Source organism: Ruegeria sp. CDSC081 (genome assembly GCF_059610485.1).
The window spans coordinates 97720-112156 of record NZ_JBXWNS010000012.1 but is presented as its reverse complement, the minus strand read 5'-3'; the positions used below and the strand labels follow the sequence as shown (position 1 = coordinate 112156).

At 57.2% G+C, this 14437-nt stretch carries 17 protein-coding genes; 8 read left to right on the top strand and 9 right to left on the bottom strand.

Annotation, left to right across the window (positions count from 1 at the left end; all coding sequences use genetic code 11):
• The coding region (locus AC2FH9_RS18930; protein WP_496692212.1) for a hypothetical protein at window positions 1–197 on the top strand (197 nt) is incomplete at its 5' end.
• Here the strand turns inward: AC2FH9_RS18930 and AC2FH9_RS18925 are convergent.
• Both AC2FH9_RS18925 and parC read right to left on the bottom strand, forming a co-directional pair.
• Window positions 194–784: a hypothetical protein gene (locus AC2FH9_RS18925; RefSeq protein WP_281973483.1), complete on the bottom strand. Its 591-nt coding sequence runs from the start codon at window positions 782–784 to the stop codon at window positions 194–196. The genes AC2FH9_RS18930 and AC2FH9_RS18925 overlap by 4 nt on opposite strands.
• A gap of 95 nt (window positions 785–879) precedes the next feature.
• Window positions 880–3228 (bottom strand): DNA topoisomerase IV subunit A, encoded by a 2349-nt coding sequence (gene parC, locus AC2FH9_RS18920; RefSeq protein ID WP_496872586.1) that lies wholly within the window; start codon window positions 3226–3228, stop codon window positions 880–882.
• A gap of 201 nt (window positions 3229–3429) precedes the next feature.
• Here parC and AC2FH9_RS18915 point away from each other — a divergent pair, with 201 nt between their 5' ends.
• The 6 genes from AC2FH9_RS18915 (at window position 3430) to AC2FH9_RS18890 (ending at window position 7736) form a co-directional block, all read left to right on the top strand.
• A complete protein-coding gene (locus AC2FH9_RS18915; protein ID WP_246097307.1) occupies window positions 3430–4032 on the top strand; it encodes an SH3 domain-containing protein in 603 nt (200 codons plus the stop codon).
• A 67-nt stretch (window positions 4033–4099) separates the two neighbouring features.
• A complete protein-coding gene (locus AC2FH9_RS18910; protein WP_496872585.1) occupies window positions 4100–4927 on the top strand; it encodes an SDR family NAD(P)-dependent oxidoreductase in 828 nt (275 codons plus the stop codon).
• Between the two features lie 80 nt (window positions 4928–5007).
• Window positions 5008–5211, top strand: a complete 204-nt coding sequence (locus tag AC2FH9_RS18905; RefSeq protein ID WP_142639289.1) for a twin transmembrane helix small protein — start codon at window positions 5008–5010, stop codon at window positions 5209–5211.
• On the top strand, window positions 5212–5784 hold the full coding sequence (locus AC2FH9_RS18900) for a cob(I)yrinic acid a,c-diamide adenosyltransferase (protein WP_281973486.1): 573 nt from the start codon (window positions 5212–5214) through the stop codon (window positions 5782–5784). It abuts the gene before it with no gap.
• 264 nt (window positions 5785–6048) lie between these two features.
• Entirely contained in the window at window positions 6049–6807 is a 759-nt protein-coding gene (locus tag AC2FH9_RS18895; RefSeq protein WP_271951297.1) for an electron transfer flavoprotein subunit beta/FixA family protein, read from the top strand.
• Window positions 6807–7736 (top strand): electron transfer flavoprotein subunit alpha/FixB family protein, encoded by a 930-nt coding sequence (locus AC2FH9_RS18890; protein ID WP_142639283.1) that lies wholly within the window; start codon window positions 6807–6809, stop codon window positions 7734–7736. The genes AC2FH9_RS18895 and AC2FH9_RS18890 overlap by 1 nt, the downstream gene beginning before the upstream one ends.
• Window positions 7737–7797: 61 nt before the next feature.
• Here the strand turns inward: AC2FH9_RS18890 and AC2FH9_RS18885 are convergent, their stop codons facing one another.
• Window positions 7798–8619 carry a DUF6473 family protein gene (locus AC2FH9_RS18885; protein ID WP_496702987.1) on the bottom strand — a complete coding sequence of 274 codons (822 nt, stop codon included), beginning with the start codon at window positions 8617–8619 and terminating at the stop codon, window positions 7798–7800.
• Between the two features lie 162 nt (window positions 8620–8781).
• Between AC2FH9_RS18885 and AC2FH9_RS18880 the strand changes: the two genes are divergently transcribed.
• Window positions 8782–9657, top strand: a complete 876-nt coding sequence (locus AC2FH9_RS18880; protein WP_496698409.1) for a 3-hydroxybutyryl-CoA dehydrogenase — start codon at window positions 8782–8784, stop codon at window positions 9655–9657.
• A gap of 65 nt (window positions 9658–9722) precedes the next feature.
• Here AC2FH9_RS18880 and AC2FH9_RS18875 read toward each other — a convergent pair whose 3' ends face one another.
• Genes AC2FH9_RS18875 through AC2FH9_RS18850 form a run of 6 tightly spaced genes read right to left on the bottom strand, consistent with a single transcriptional unit; the run spans window position 9723 to window position 14409 of the window.
• A complete protein-coding gene (locus AC2FH9_RS18875; protein ID WP_271951305.1) occupies window positions 9723–10622 on the bottom strand; it encodes a lysophospholipid acyltransferase family protein in 900 nt (299 codons plus the stop codon).
• Window positions 10623–10661: 39 nt separating this feature from the next.
• The gene (locus tag AC2FH9_RS18870; protein ID WP_142639277.1) at window positions 10662–10931 is read right to left on the bottom strand and encodes an HPr family phosphocarrier protein; all 270 of its coding nucleotides are present in this window, start codon (window positions 10929–10931) and stop codon (window positions 10662–10664) included.
• Window positions 10928–11341: a PTS sugar transporter subunit IIA gene (locus AC2FH9_RS18865; RefSeq protein ID WP_496872582.1), complete on the bottom strand. Its 414-nt coding sequence runs from the start codon at window positions 11339–11341 to the stop codon at window positions 10928–10930. Before AC2FH9_RS18865 ends, AC2FH9_RS18870 begins: the two co-directional genes overlap by 4 nt.
• Window positions 11338–12231, bottom strand: coding sequence for an RNase adapter RapZ (rapZ, locus tag AC2FH9_RS18860; RefSeq protein ID WP_271951311.1), 894 nt, complete (start codon window positions 12229–12231; stop codon window positions 11338–11340). The genes AC2FH9_RS18865 and rapZ overlap by 4 nt, the downstream gene beginning before the upstream one ends.
• Entirely contained in the window at window positions 12216–12686 is a 471-nt protein-coding gene (locus AC2FH9_RS18855) for an HPr kinase/phosphorylase (RefSeq protein WP_496707234.1), read from the bottom strand. The genes rapZ and AC2FH9_RS18855 overlap by 16 nt, the downstream gene beginning before the upstream one ends.
• A gap of 4 nt (window positions 12687–12690) precedes the next feature.
• Entirely contained in the window at window positions 12691–14409 is a 1719-nt protein-coding gene (locus AC2FH9_RS18850) for a sensor histidine kinase (RefSeq protein ID WP_496750787.1), read from the bottom strand.
• Window positions 14410–14437: the final 28 nt, after the last annotated feature.

Genomic DNA, 14437 nt, shown 5'->3' with positions numbered 1-14437 from the left:
GTCTTGCCGTGGTCAACGTGCCCAATCGTGCCAATGTTGACGTGCGGCTTATTACGCTCAAACTTTTCCTTTGCCATTCCTCAGGCGCCCTTTTGTGCTTTGGGGGACCCTTGGTCCCGTGGTTACATCTGCGCGCGCGAGATATTGGGTTCAAAGGAGAAAATCAAGCACATCCTGCGGGAAATGCCGTTCTTTAAGCCGGATTTTGCGTTGCTTCACCTGAATCGAGTGGCTGGATCAGTTCGGGACGCCGGTCGAACCAACCGTTTTCCAAATGTTCCTCGGCCAACCATTCTTCGACTCGGTCCGCAACTTTCAGAGCCAGCCCGCTCATTTGCTCTTGTTTCGTCCGTTCATGACCCGACCCTTTCAGGGCACTGCCGCCGGTTGTGTCTTCCAGCACCTGGAATTGCTTACCTTTGGCAAGAAACTCTTTCTTGTTCACGTCATAAACATTGACCAGAACAATCGCAGTGCTCTTGGGGTTGTAGATCACCGGAATTCCGGGAGGGGCCAGCATGTAGCCCTCGAGGCTGATGCCGATGTCGTATTCCTGAGCACCCGTATAGCGCCCAAGGCGGATGTCCAACGCGTTTTGAATGGCAGCAGTCCATTCGTCGGGCGTCGCATCCCGGCTTACCGGCCCCTGCACCGCCTTATCGGCAAAGGCATAGTTTACCCGCAACTTGAATTCGCCCAGCGACTCAGGCTCTTCGTAAACCTGCGTTTGGGTGCAGGCGCCCATTAGGGCCAATCCGGTGATCAGTGTCAAAATGCGCAACATGTCTCGTCTCGATAGGCCTGTTTTTCTTTGATCTAACGCACCGATACGGCTTGTGCCAAGCCGTATCGGCATAAATCCTCTGTGACCGGGCCTGATCAGGAGAATTTAAAATCACGCGGGAAGCCGTATGGCGGCTTTTTCCCGACGCTGGCACGCTTGGCCAGCCATTGCGAAAGATCTGCCTCGTGCCGGGTCTTGTCGCCACCCATGGACCATTTCAGGCCCTCTTCCCAGTTGAAGGTGGTGATATCTGACAGCCCGCCGTCCAATTCCAGCGTCCCCTGCCGCCCGCGCGCCATATTGTATTTTTGCAGGCGAACGCCCTTGCCGCGGGTCATTTCAGGCAGTTCCTCGGTCGGGAAGACCAGAAACTTGCCGTTCTGAGAAACCACTGCAACGTGGTCACCTTCGATCGGCTTACAGATAATCGCTGTTTCGTCGCCTTTGACGTTCAGCACCTGTTTGCCGTTTCGGGTCTGTGCCAGCACGTCATCCTCGGGCACGGTGAAGCCGTTACCCGCATCCGAGGCCACCAGCAGCTTGCGCCCCGGTTTGTGGATCAGGATGTCGATTATCTGCGCCTCATTCGGCAGGTCGACCATCAGGCGCAGCGGCTCGCCCATACCCCGACCGCCGGGCAGATTCGCGGCACTGATGGTATAGAATCGACCGTTCGAGGCAAAGACCAGCAGCCGATCGGTGGTTTCCGCATGGAAGATAAACCGTGGCCCATCGCCATCCTTGAACTTCAACTCACGGTTCAGGTCGATATGGCCGGTCATAGCGCGAATCCAGCCCATCTGAGAGCAGACAACCGTGATCGGTTCGCGGTCGATCATCGCTTCAAGCGGGACCTCTTCGACCTGACCGGCTTCGGCAAACTGGGTGCGCCGCGCGCCGCCCTCATAATCCTTGCCGAACGTTTTCTTGGTCTCTTTCAACTGCTCGGCGATGCTGGCCCATTGCAGGCTTTCGTCGGCTAGAAGATCTTCGAGATTGGCACGTTCCAACATCAGCTCATCGCGTTCGCGAACCAGCTCCATCTCTTCCAGACGGCGCAAGCTGCGCAGACGCATGTTGAGAATTGCGTCGACCTGAACCTCGGACAGCTCGCCCTCGCCCGGTGTGGGCGAGACATAGTCGGCCTCATTGGTGGCGCGGACATGGTCGATGCCCCAGTCTTCGCGCATCAGCGCAGCCTTGGGGTCATCGTCATAGCGGATAATGTCGATCACGCGGTCAAGATTCAGGAAGGCAATGATAAAGCCCTCCAACACCTCCAGCCGATGGTCGATCTTGCCCAGACGGTGGCGCGACCGGCGCAGCAGAACCTCTTGCCGATGATCAAGGAAGGCACGAAGCACTTCTTTCATCGAGCAGACTTTGGGCGTCACCCCGTCGATCAGCACGTTCATGTTCAGGCTGAACCGCACCTCAAGGTCTGAGTTACGATAAAGCATGCCCATCAGCACCTCGGGGTCCACGTTCTTGGAACGCGGCTCAAGGATCAGGCGAATGTCATCTGCGGATTCGTCACGAACGTCGCCAAGGATCGGGATTTTCTTGGTCTGAATCAGCTCGGCGATCTTTTCGATCAGCTTCGATTTCTGAACCTGATAGGGAATTTCGGTGACGACGATCTGCCACTGACCGCGGCCCAGATCCTCGACCTCGAACTTACAGCGCAGGCGGAATGACCCGCGCCCGGTGCGATAGGCCTGCGCGATATTCGCAGGCGGTTCAACGATTACGCCACCGGTTGGGAAATCCGGTCCGGGCACGTAGTTCAGAAGCGTATCGTCGCGCGCATCCGGCGTCTTGATCAGATGCAAACAGGCGTCACACAGTTCCGAGATGTTATGTGGCGGGATATTCGTCGCCATGCCCACCGCAATACCGCTGGAACCATTGGCCAGCAGATTCGGAAATTGCGCGGGCAGAACCACCGGTTCGGTCAGCGTGCCGTCATAGTTGTCACGGAAATCGACAGCATCCTCGTTCAGACCCTCAAGCAGAGCCTCGGCCACGATGGTCATCCGAGCCTCGGTATAACGAGAGGCCGCCGGGTTATCGCCGTCGATATTGCCGAAATTCCCCTGCCCGTCGACCAGCGGATAGCGCACATTAAAATCCTGCGCCAAACGCGCCATCGCGTCATAAATCGCGGCATCGCCGTGCGGGTGATAGTTGCCCATCACGTCACCAGAGATCTTCGCCGATTTACGGAAGCCACCCGTCGCGCTCAGTCGCAGTTCGCGCATCGCATAGAGGATTCGCCGATGCACCGGCTTCAAACCATCCCGTGCATCGGGCAAGGCCCGGTGCATGATGGTGGACAGCGCATAGGTCAGATAACGTTCACCAATCGCGCGGCGCAGCGGTTCGGCTACTTCGCCCCCGTTTTCGGGGGCCACCATATTGGGGTCGTCGATCGTATCATTCATAGATGATGTGATACGACGCAAGGGCGCGCGGGTAAAGCAAGCAAGACATATTTTACTGGGGACAAGTGGCGCTTTTTGCAACAGGGGGAGGCAACCCCCCGATTTCCCCCGTTTTTCGACTTGGGTCGCGAATTATGCTAGGATGTCTGACATTAGTCTGCTGCCTTTTTTTGTTTTGATTGATCGACCGGGGGATGCGCCATGACGCGCCTGATTGTAATGAGTTTCGCTGCACTTGGCTGGTGCTTTTACGTCATGAGTGGCGGGCCTAATTTCGAGCCGCGCGGTGTGCGATCGGAACAGCCTGTGCGAGTCGCCTCGAAAGCGGCCCCCAAAACCGTAGCACCGTCTCCGGCAAAAGAGCTTGTGACAAATGTCGCTATGCGCTCGCCGGTCGTGCGCGAGCGCCCGATTGATCCCCAGCCAGCAGTCGCAGCGATTGTCGCAGAACCCGCCAGTCTGGACACTTTCAACGCGCTTTCGGTGTTTGACGATCAGACTGCCAGCATCACGCTTGCGTCTCTGGAAGACGGTGTGACTGGCCTGAAGCAAATCACCAAGGACGTGCAGCCTGAACCCGCCGCCCAGCCTGAACCCAGGAAAGATATCCGGGAAATCTCCGGGACCCGCGTGAACATGCGTGACGGCCCTGGAACGATCTACCCGATTGTTGGCAAAGCGCGCATCGGCCAGAAGGTCGAGGTGCTAAGTGACTCGGGCACCGGATGGTTGCGACTGCGCGTGTTGCCGCAGCAACAGGTGGGGTGGATTTCGACCTCTTTGGTCAGAAAAACACCAGACTGACGTGGAGCAATGATTGTTCCCATACTCTGTGCACCCTAGCTTGGGCTGGTTCAGAATCGGGAAAATCATGCAGAAGACCATTTTAATTACTGGCTGCTCATCGGGCATCGGACTGGATGCGGCGCATGGGATGCGCGCGCGGGGTTGGCGCGTGTTTGCCTCGTGCAAACAACAGCGCGATTGCGACCGGTTGCGGGCGCAGGGGTTTGAAAGCCCGCGCATTGATTATACCGACACGGCCAGCATATCCTCGGGTTTGAACGAAGTGTTGGAGGCCACCGGAGGCACCCTGGACGTGCTGTTCAACAATGGCGCACATGGCCTGCCCGGCGCGGTCGAGGACCTGCCGACCGAAGGCCTGCGTCAGATTTTCGAGGCGAACTTCTTTGGCTGGCACGAACTGACCAGGCAGGTCATCCCGATTATGCGCAGTCAAGGACACGGGCGAATCGTTCAGAACTCTTCGGTGCTGGGTCTGGTGGCCTATCCGTGGCGCGGCGCCTATGTGGCCACGAAATATGCAATCGAAGGGCTGACGGATACACTGCGCCTGGAACTGGCTGATACGGGGATCAAGGTCATTTTGATCGAACCCGGCCCGATCACATCTAAAATCCGCGAAAACTCAATCCCGTTCTTCGAGCGGTTCATCAACTGGCAAAACTCGGCCCTGCGCGAGCGTTATGAGTCCTCTTTGTTGAAAAGACTGTATGAATCGTCGGGGCCGGATCGGTTTGAACTGCCCGCATCAGCGGTTACGACCAAGCTGGCCCACGCCGTAGAATCCAAGCGCCCGCGCCCCCGATACTATGTGACAACACCTACATTTATCGCCGGTTGTTTGCGCCGCATCCTGTCGACACGTGCGATTGACCGCATCCTTGCAGGGGTCTGAGGCGAAATAACCCGTTCGCTTTTGGCACGCACGGGGCTAGATGATAGCCCTAGGCAAACAGAAACGCGGACGGTGTACTCATGGACCTAATGATGGTCATTTTGCTTTTGGCCATGGCGGCGGTTGTCGTCGTATTGGCGCTTGGCATCTCGAATTTTGGCAAAAGCGGCAGGGACGCGGCACTGAAAAGCAACAAGTATATGCGCCTGCGTATCCTGTTTCAGTTCATCGCCGTGATTCTGATCGTGCTTTACGTCTGGCTGCGCGGTCAGGGAGGTCAGTAAATGGTCGTATTGAACAAGATTTACACCCGCACCGGTGATGATGGCAAAACCGCACTCGGCAATGGCGAACGCGTTGCCAAATACTCGGGCCGCGTCACCGCTTATGGCACCGTTGACGAGTTGAACGCCTTTGTCGGCGTCGCCCGGACCGAGGCAGACGGGGATGTCGAAGCTGCACTCGCCCGCATTCAGAATGACCTGTTTGATCTGGGCGCGGATTTCTGTCGTCCCGACATGGAAAAGGATGCCGAAGCAGACTATCCGCCTCTGCGCATCGTGCCCTCGCAGATTGACCGGCTCGAGGTTGAAATCGACGCGATGAACGAAGCCTTGGAACCGCTGCGCAGTTTCATCCTGCCCGGTGGCTCGCGTCTTGCGGCGCATCTGCATGTATGTCGAACCGTATCTCGCCGGGCCGAACGGCTTGCGGTTGAGCTGACCAACATGGAGCCGGTCAACGAAACCGCAGTCAAGTACCTGAACCGTCTGAGCGACTGGTTCTTCGTCGCAGCCCGTTGTGCCAATGAAAACGGAACCGAAGATGTTCTGTGGGTTCCGGGCGCGAACCGCTGAAAGCGGCGTTGCGTCCAGTGGACGCGGCGGCGACCGGAAGGGCGAAGCCCCGGTCCGACGGGCGGGCGCAAACCGATAGCTTCCTGCCTTTTGGGTGGGTGTGTGGTGCTTGGTCACGTCAAAAATAGCAAAACGCGACGTCCGTTGCAGATGACGTGACGATTTTGCCCTGTTGCCGCCTGAATTGAATCGCTATTCAAGCCCTCATGAACATTGGTGGAGTCGCGACGCGGCTTGCCGTTTTTTGTGAGGAGCTAGCGCAAAATGAAGGTACTCGTGCCTGTCAAACGCGTGATTGACTATAACGTTAAAGTTCGCGTCAAAGCGGATGGCAGCGGTGTCGATCTCGCCAATGTCAAAATGTCGATGAACCCGTTCGACGAAATTTCTGTCGAAGAGGCAATCCGTCTGAAAGAAGCCGGCAAGGCAGACGAAGTCGTCGTTGTTTCTATCGGCGTAAAACAAGCCCAGGAAACACTGCGCACTGCGCTGGCCATGGGCGCGGACCGTGCCATCCTGGTCATTGCTGCAGATGATGTCCACCAGGACATCGAACCCCTGGCCGTTGCCAAGATCCTGGCCAAAGTGGTCGAGGAAGAGCAGCCCGGTATCGTTCTTTGCGGCAAGCAGTCTATCGACAACGACATGAATGCAACTGGTCAGATGTTGTCAGCACTTTTGGGCTGGTCACAAGGCACCTTTGCGTCCGACATCGACATCGACGGCGACAGCGCAAAGATCACTCGCGAAGTCGATGGTGGCATGCAAACCATCAGCGTCAAAATGCCGACAATCGTGACCGTGGACCTGCGCCTGAACGAGCCCCGTTACGCGTCGCTGCCCAATATCATGAAGGCGAAGAAAAAGCCGCTGGACGAGAAAACCGCCGCTGATTACGGCGTCGACGTCTCGCCGCGCCTGGAAGTCGTCAAAACCGAAGAACCACAGGCACGTGCCGCTGGCATCATCGTCGGCTCGGTAGACGAGCTTGTCGCGAAACTCAAAGAAGCGGGGGCTGTGTAATGGCTGTTCTTCTTCTCGCCGAAGTCAACAATGGTGAACTGGCGCTGGACGCAACCGCCAAAGCTGTAAACGCAGCAAAGGCACTGGGTGATGTAACCGTTCTGGCCGCAGGCGGTTCCGCTGCTGCTGCCGGTGAAGCTGCCGCCAAGATCACCGGCGTCTCAAAGGTTCTGGTCGCCGAGGACGAATCGCTGGGCCATCGCCTGGCAGAATCCACTGCTGCGCTGATCGTAGGTCTTGCTGATGGTTATGAGCACATCGTTGCCCCCGCCACCACCGATGCCAAGAACGTTATGCCGCGCGTTGCCGCGCTGCTGGACGTCATGGTCATCTCGGACGCGTCCGGTGTCGTCGACGGCTCGACCTTCGAACGCCCAATCTATGCGGGCAACGCGATCCAGACCGTCAAATCTGTGGACGCCAAAAAAGTCGTCACTTTCCGAACCGCAAGTTTTGATGCTGCGGGCGAAGATGGCTCGGCAGCCGTTGAGACCATCTCGGTCGGCGAGAACCCCGGTCTATCGTCCTGGGTCGAAGACAAGGTAGCTACAAGCGACCGCCCCGAGCTGACTTCGGCTGGCGTTGTTGTGTCGGGTGGCCGTGGTGTCGGTTCTGAAGAGGACTTCAAGCTGATCGAAGGTCTCGCTGACAAGCTGGGTGCCGCAGTAGGCGCATCGCGCGCCGCAGTCGACTCGGGCTATGCTCCGAACGATTGGCAGGTGGGTCAGACCGGCAAGGTTGTTGCCCCGGATCTGTATGTCGCTGTCGGCATCTCGGGTGCGATTCAGCATCTGGCAGGTATGAAAGACTCGAAAATCATCGTGGCGATCAACAAAGACGAAGAAGCGCCGATCTTCCAGGTTGCCGATTACGGTCTGGTCGCCGACCTGTTCCAGGCCGTTCCGGAACTGACTGAGAAACTCGGCTGATCAACGGGCTAGACTTTTCAACGAAGAATCTTGCATTGGGCCCGCCATCGGCGGGCCCTTTTCATTGCAGGTTTCTGATCGGACCGACCAAGGCGTCAGCAATCGACCTGTGTGCCGCAGGACCTATCATATATTCCGCCATGGGCTGTTGCAGTGTTCCAAACAGCATATCTTCAAGCTCATCGGACTGCCCCGACACGCTGACCGTCACCTCAACGATCTCGGCGCTGAGAGGGCGCAGGGCCTCGATCATCTGTGGCGTGATCCGAATATCAGCACCGTGCTTGGGCTGATCACTTTCTGCCTCACGCAGGACCTGCAAATTCAACAAGACAACAGGCGCTTCAAGCGCCTCAACAAGCCCCCCAATGCGGTCGATCCAATTCCGTCGCAGCTCTTCTGCGATTACCTCGAACCGCGCATCATTGCGGCCCTGCAACAAAATCATCAGGTGATGTACGAAATGGACATCGGCAAAGTCGATCTCGGGATAGAGAGATTTCAGATCCTCTGTTGGAGCCAGAAAACGGTCGTTGCGTCGGGGATGAACCCGGTAGAATCGATTGGACTGCCCCAATATGTCGCTAAGCTGCACCACGCAGAGCTCTGCTTGGTTCAGTAAACCCTTCAACTCCGTGTCATCGCACAGCGCATCTACGCCGCAAAAAAGACTTCCGAAATTCAGGCATCGCCTGTCCAACCTCTCTTCGAGAACTGCCGCGAATGGCTGCTCGACGAATCGCCCGAATGTTTCGGTCCCACCTGCGCAGGCCACAAATGACGTTTCCAGCGAACGCATTGGTCCACGAAACCACAATCGTGACTCACCGTATTGGCACACGTCATGCTCGAGTCGCCCCGAGCCAGCTTGATGATAGCTCATATCACTCACCCAATTTTCACCCGGATGCCATCTTGCAGCCGCAAGTCTTGAGAATCTCCTAATGTGCGCATTTGAAGCAAAGTCGAACGGTCTGATCCCCTTGCCGCCCGCCCCGATCTGCCGATAGTGTCATCCTACCCCGTGGCACAGAGGCATCAAAAAATGGATGTAAAATCAGTCGGAGTGATTGGCGCAGGCCAAATGGGCAATGGTATCGCCCACGTACTGGCTTTGGCGGAATATGACGTTCTGCTGAACGACGTTAGCCAGGACGCGCTGAACAGCGCCATGGCGACGATTGAAGGAAATATGGCGCGCCAGGCATCGCGCGGAAAAATTTCGGATGAGGAGATGCAATCCGCGCTGAAACGCATCACGACCACAATGGAGCTGCCACAGCTGGGCCAGACTGACCTGGTGATCGAGGCCGCAACCGAGCGTGAGACCGTCAAACAAGCCATTTTCGAAAGTTTGCTGCCACATCTGCAACCGCATACTATCCTGACGTCAAATACGTCATCTATTTCGATCACACGTCTGGCGAGCCGAACAGACCGGCCCGAACGCTTTATGGGTTTTCACTTCATGAACCCAGTTCCGGTGATGCAACTGGTTGAACTGATCCGGGGCATTGCTACGGATCAACCAACATTTGCTGCCTGTAAGGCCGTTGTAGACCGCCTGGGCAAAACCGCCGCCAGCGCCGAAGATTTCCCGGCTTTCATTGTCAACCGCATCCTAATGCCGATGATCAACGAGGCCGTATACACCCTGTATGAAGGCGTGGGGAATGTTCAGTCGATTGACCAATCGATGAAATTGGGCGCAAACCACCCGATGGGACCACTAGAACTGGCTGACTTTATCGGCCTGGACACCTGTTTGGCCATTATGAACGTGCTGCATGATGGATTGGCCGATACCAAATATCGCCCTTGTCCGCTGTTGACTAAATATGTCGAAGCGGGCTGGCTGGGACGTAAAACGCAGCGTGGTTTTTATGACTATCGGGGCGATGCCCCAGTGCCGACCCGGTAAAGGCCACCGCCCGGAATTCATCCGGGCGCAGCCACGAGATTGTCCTGATCAGGTGAAATTGCAGGTCAGAGCTTGGTTGCCTGCCCCAGACCCAGCGTGTGTTTTCTGAGCCAAGCCATAAAGCCGCGCGGATCTCGTTCCAGCAGCTGCATATCCTCATCCGAGATCGGTTCTCCGATCACCGGGGATTGCGGTTTGTTGCAGGATCGAACGATCTCGTGCAGCAACAAACCCTGGCGCAGAATCGCAGAAAGCTTGTTGGCGATCTGGTAGGCACGCGAATTCCTGCCAGGGAAAAAGATCGGCAGGACCTGCGCGCCGGATCTACGGATCATTTTGGCCGTGAACACGTTCCACTCACGCTCGATCACCGGCCCGAACCAGTCATCCGAAGACATCACGACGCCTGAAGGGAACAAGGCCACAACGCCCCCGTTTTTTAGATGCTCCATCGCATTGCCGCGCATCTCAAGCATCTTGGCCTGTGCCTCGGGATCGTGCGGGAAGGGCACCGGAATCATGAACGACGTCGCCGCCTCGTCCAAACCTGTCAGAACCGAACGGGTCAAGATCCGATAGTCGCTGCGGACCCTGCCGATCAGCTCTGCCAGAATCATGCCGTCGACCATGCCATGGGGATGGTTGGCTACGACGACCACGGGCCCCGTTTTCGGAATACGCGCGATCTGTTCCTCTGGCGTGGTCAGGTCGATGCCCATTATGTTAAGCGCACCTGCCCAGAACCGTTGGCCGCGGAATTGTTCATTCTGCTTCTCGAACTTGTTAACCATACCCAAAATGGTCAACTTACCCGTACACCATTCAATGGTGCGGATCGCTGTTGCAGTCCAAGGGTCGTCGAACGAGTTTGCGTAGGTCAGGGTCTTACGATCATAAATCTCGCCCTGGTCCTTGGTCCCATCCACCACCGGGCCTGTCTTGGTCTCGTGCGTTGTTTCCGCCAATTCCTGGTTATCCCGTTCTTCGTATCACGGCGGGTGCGGTCAGAAACCTTCTCCGAACTTGTCGTTCACCAGAGTCTCCAACGCATCAGCCAACGCCTCAGCATCCGGTCCGGACGTCTCGACGTCAATAGTCGTTCCGCGAGACGCTGCCAACATCAAAAGACCCATAATGCTGTCGCCGGATGCGGAAAGCCCATCTTTCGACACCTCGGCCTGAGCGTCGAACCCTTCTACCAACTCGACCAGCTTGGCCGAGGCACGGGCATGCAGGCCCTTTTCATTGATAATTTTCAAGCTTCGGGTGGTCATTCTTTTTCTGTCCGGTTCTCGTCAAACGTCACATTTTGCGCATTGATATACTTACGTCCAGCTTCCATTGCCTGCCGCACGGCTTCGCCAATCGGCAGGTGGCGGGATTTGGCCAGTTTTATCAACATGGGAAGATTTGCGCCGTAAAGGATACGGCGATCCTGCGGCGCGCAGGCACGCAGGCTGAGATTCGACGGGCTTCCGCCAAACAGATCGGTCACGACGACAACACCGTCACCAACATCAACACTGTCGGCGGCCGCACAGATTTCCGATTGCTTCGCTTCGCGATCATGATCGGCCTCGATCGAGATCGCGGCCAGGCCGGGCTGATTGCCGACCACATGCTGCATCGCGGCCAAATATTCTTTGGCCAGCCCACCATGTGCTACGAGTACGATCCCGATCAATCCGGCCTCACATTCAACGATCGTCTTTCCATTTCGCGATGCCTAATTGCCACTTGCTGCCCCCCTTCTGCAAGGGCCTTTGCAACCGCTTCGGCCATTGCAACCGATCTGTGTTGCCCTCCGGTACAGCCAAAGGCCACGGACAGGTAGGCTTTGCCCTCGGCCCGGTAGGCGGGCAACAACAAAGTCAGCAGGTCAACCACCCTTTCGAAGAAAGGCGCATAGTTCGCGTCGGTTTGAATATAGCTCGCCACATCCGAATTGCGACCATCTTCGGCCCGTAGCTCGGGACGCCAGTACGGGTTGGTGAGAAAACGGCAGTCAAAGACCATATCCAATCCGCGAGGCAAGCCACGCTTATAGGAAAATGATTCGATGGTTACCGCCAGATGCCGCCCACCCTGAGGTGCAAACCAGCGCTCAACCTCTTCGCGCAGTTGGTGAACATTCAGTGGCGTGGTGTCGATCAACGTATCTGCAAGTTCACGAATTGGGGCCAGCGACTCTTTTTCCTGGCGCACTCCGGTTTCAGGGCTGGCATCCGCAGACACCGGGTGACGTCTGCGGGTTTCCGAATACCGACGCAGAAGGACTTCATCGCTGCAATCGAGATAAAGCGTGGTCAGGTCAACCTGTTCCATCCACCGAAGCTTAGCCAGCAATTCGATGACGCCAATCGTGGAAAAATCGCGGTTGCGCGCATCAATACCCAGCGCCATGGGACGGTCGGTTTTTGGCCCGTCTAATAGACGCAGCAAAAGACCCATGGGAAGGTTGTCGATGGCCTCGAACCCCAGATCCTCTAACACACGGATTGCGGTGGACCGGCCTGCGCCGGATGGGCCGGTGACAAGTACGATGCGTCTTTGGGTCGTCATTGATTGGGCCATTCCGGGTCTGCACACCCGTTTTTCATCAGTAGCAAGAGCGCTGCTGGTAAATTGGAGACGCCAGCGCCCCGAAGCAAGGGAACAGTTTGCCTCAGGATAAGAATTGAACGGGGTTCTGGCAGGCGCTCGGGTTCTTCTTGCGCCATGTCCACCACAAAGCCAACCGGCACCGGCCCAACCGAGACTGCCCGCAACAGGCCAAGACCTCTTGCCTCGATCAGTCCACCGATATTTGGAGCCGCCTCTGCCAGGGCGAGATTGCCATCCATATACAACCGAACCCGATCGTCCGCGACCAGATCGGCCCCCAACGCCATCATCTGCAAAGACAGCGCTGACTTCCCGGTGCCCGAAGGCCCCACGATCAAAACAGCACGGTCTGCTACCGCGACGCAAGAGGCGTGAACGATGGCAGTATCATGGTGTTCAACAGAGGAGAGTGCGGACGTGCTCACCGCATCAAACCGGCAGGCCCACGACAAATCGCGCGCCTTGAGGGTCTGATGTTATGTCCGCTTCGGTCGGGCGGATATTTTCGGCCCAAATCACCCCGCCATGCGCCTCGACGATCTGCTTGGAAATTGCCAGACCCAACCCCGAATTATTGCCGAAATGCTCGGCTGGCCGCTGGGAATAGAACCTTTTGAACACTTTGGTCAGGGCTTGCTCGGGGATGCCTGGGCCGGTGTCTTCAACAACAACCAGAACCCGATCCTCGCGCCGGCGTACCCACACACGTATGGCATCGCTTTCTTCGCAGAAGGAAATCGCATTGGTGATCAGGTTTACGAACACCTGCGCCAATCGCGCCTCAAGCCCGGTCACGGTGATTGGTTCGGGCGGCAGATCAGTGATGTAATCGATTCCCTTGGCGCGCGCATCCTCGCCCAGATACTGACCGAGGTTTCCGATCAGGTTCAACAAATCAAATGGCTGCTCTTCCTCCTTGACCAGTTCGGCATCCAGGCGCGAGGCGTTCGAAATGTCGCTGACCAGACGATCCAGCCGACGGACATCATGTTCGATCACCCCCATCAGCTTGTCGCGCTGGTCGTCTCTTTTAACCATGCGCAACGTGCCCACAGCGGATTGAAGGCTGGCTAGGGGGTTTTTGATCTCATGCGCCACATCTGCCGCGAATTGTTCGTTTGCATCAATCCGGTTGTACAGCGCGGTAACCATGCCGCGCAAAGCTCGGCTGAGTCGTCCGATTTCGTCCGGTCGCGCGCTCAGATCGGGGATGCGGATGCGGCCCGGGTTGACCCCCGCACCGCGGTCTTTGCCCATCTCGGCGGCGGATGCCAAGTCGGCCAACGGGTTGGCGATGGTCGATGCTAGGACAAGGCTCAATCCGACTGACACCAAAAGCGCCACGACGAACATGCGCAGGATCCGCTCTTGATCACGGCGGGCCAATGCGTCGATTTCTCCGGCGGGACCGGCCATGGCAACCGCGCCAACGGGCTTTCCATCCAGTTGGATCGGGGCCGCAGCAACGATAACCGTTTCGCCTGCGTCATCCTGAACCGCCTGAACCTGAATATGCCCGGTCAGCGCCTGTGGAATTATGGCCTGAACGCGTTGGGCCAAGGTTGGCGCTTCGCTGGTTTCATCTTGCTTGAACACTTTGGACAGCCCGGTCCAGACCGCGTTCAAGGCATCACTGATCAGTGTGCTTCCAGTCTGCGCATCAGCTTCTGAGCGCAGCATGACCGGCATCTCTGAGACCGCAGGCGCGCCGCGCGTCCAACCAATCAGCGTCCCACGAGCATCGTAAACAAAGACTTCACCGCCGACCGGCAGGCTGAGACCAGCCAACGTATCTTTGACATCCAGGATGGCCGCGTCGCGGGTAATGCCAGTCACATTCTGTCGCAGCTGGGTTTCAAATACGTTGCTGACCAACTGCGCATCACCAACCAGGTTCCGGGCGGTTTGCTGCACCTGTTCTTCTCGCGAATTATCCAGATATAGCAATCCGGTGACCAGAATCACCAATGCAATCATGTTGAATGTGATGATCTTGCGCGCCAGAGGCGAGCCCCGCAGGGAAAACAGATTGCGGCGGCCGCGTCTGGCCCTGAGTTCGGCGGAATCGTCGTTCTGGGGGATGACCCAGTCATCCCCCAGAACGACGTCACCGTCGCGTAACTCGTTTTCTTGCTCAGTATCGCGCACGAGACCCAGTAACCCCTTAACTTAGGCC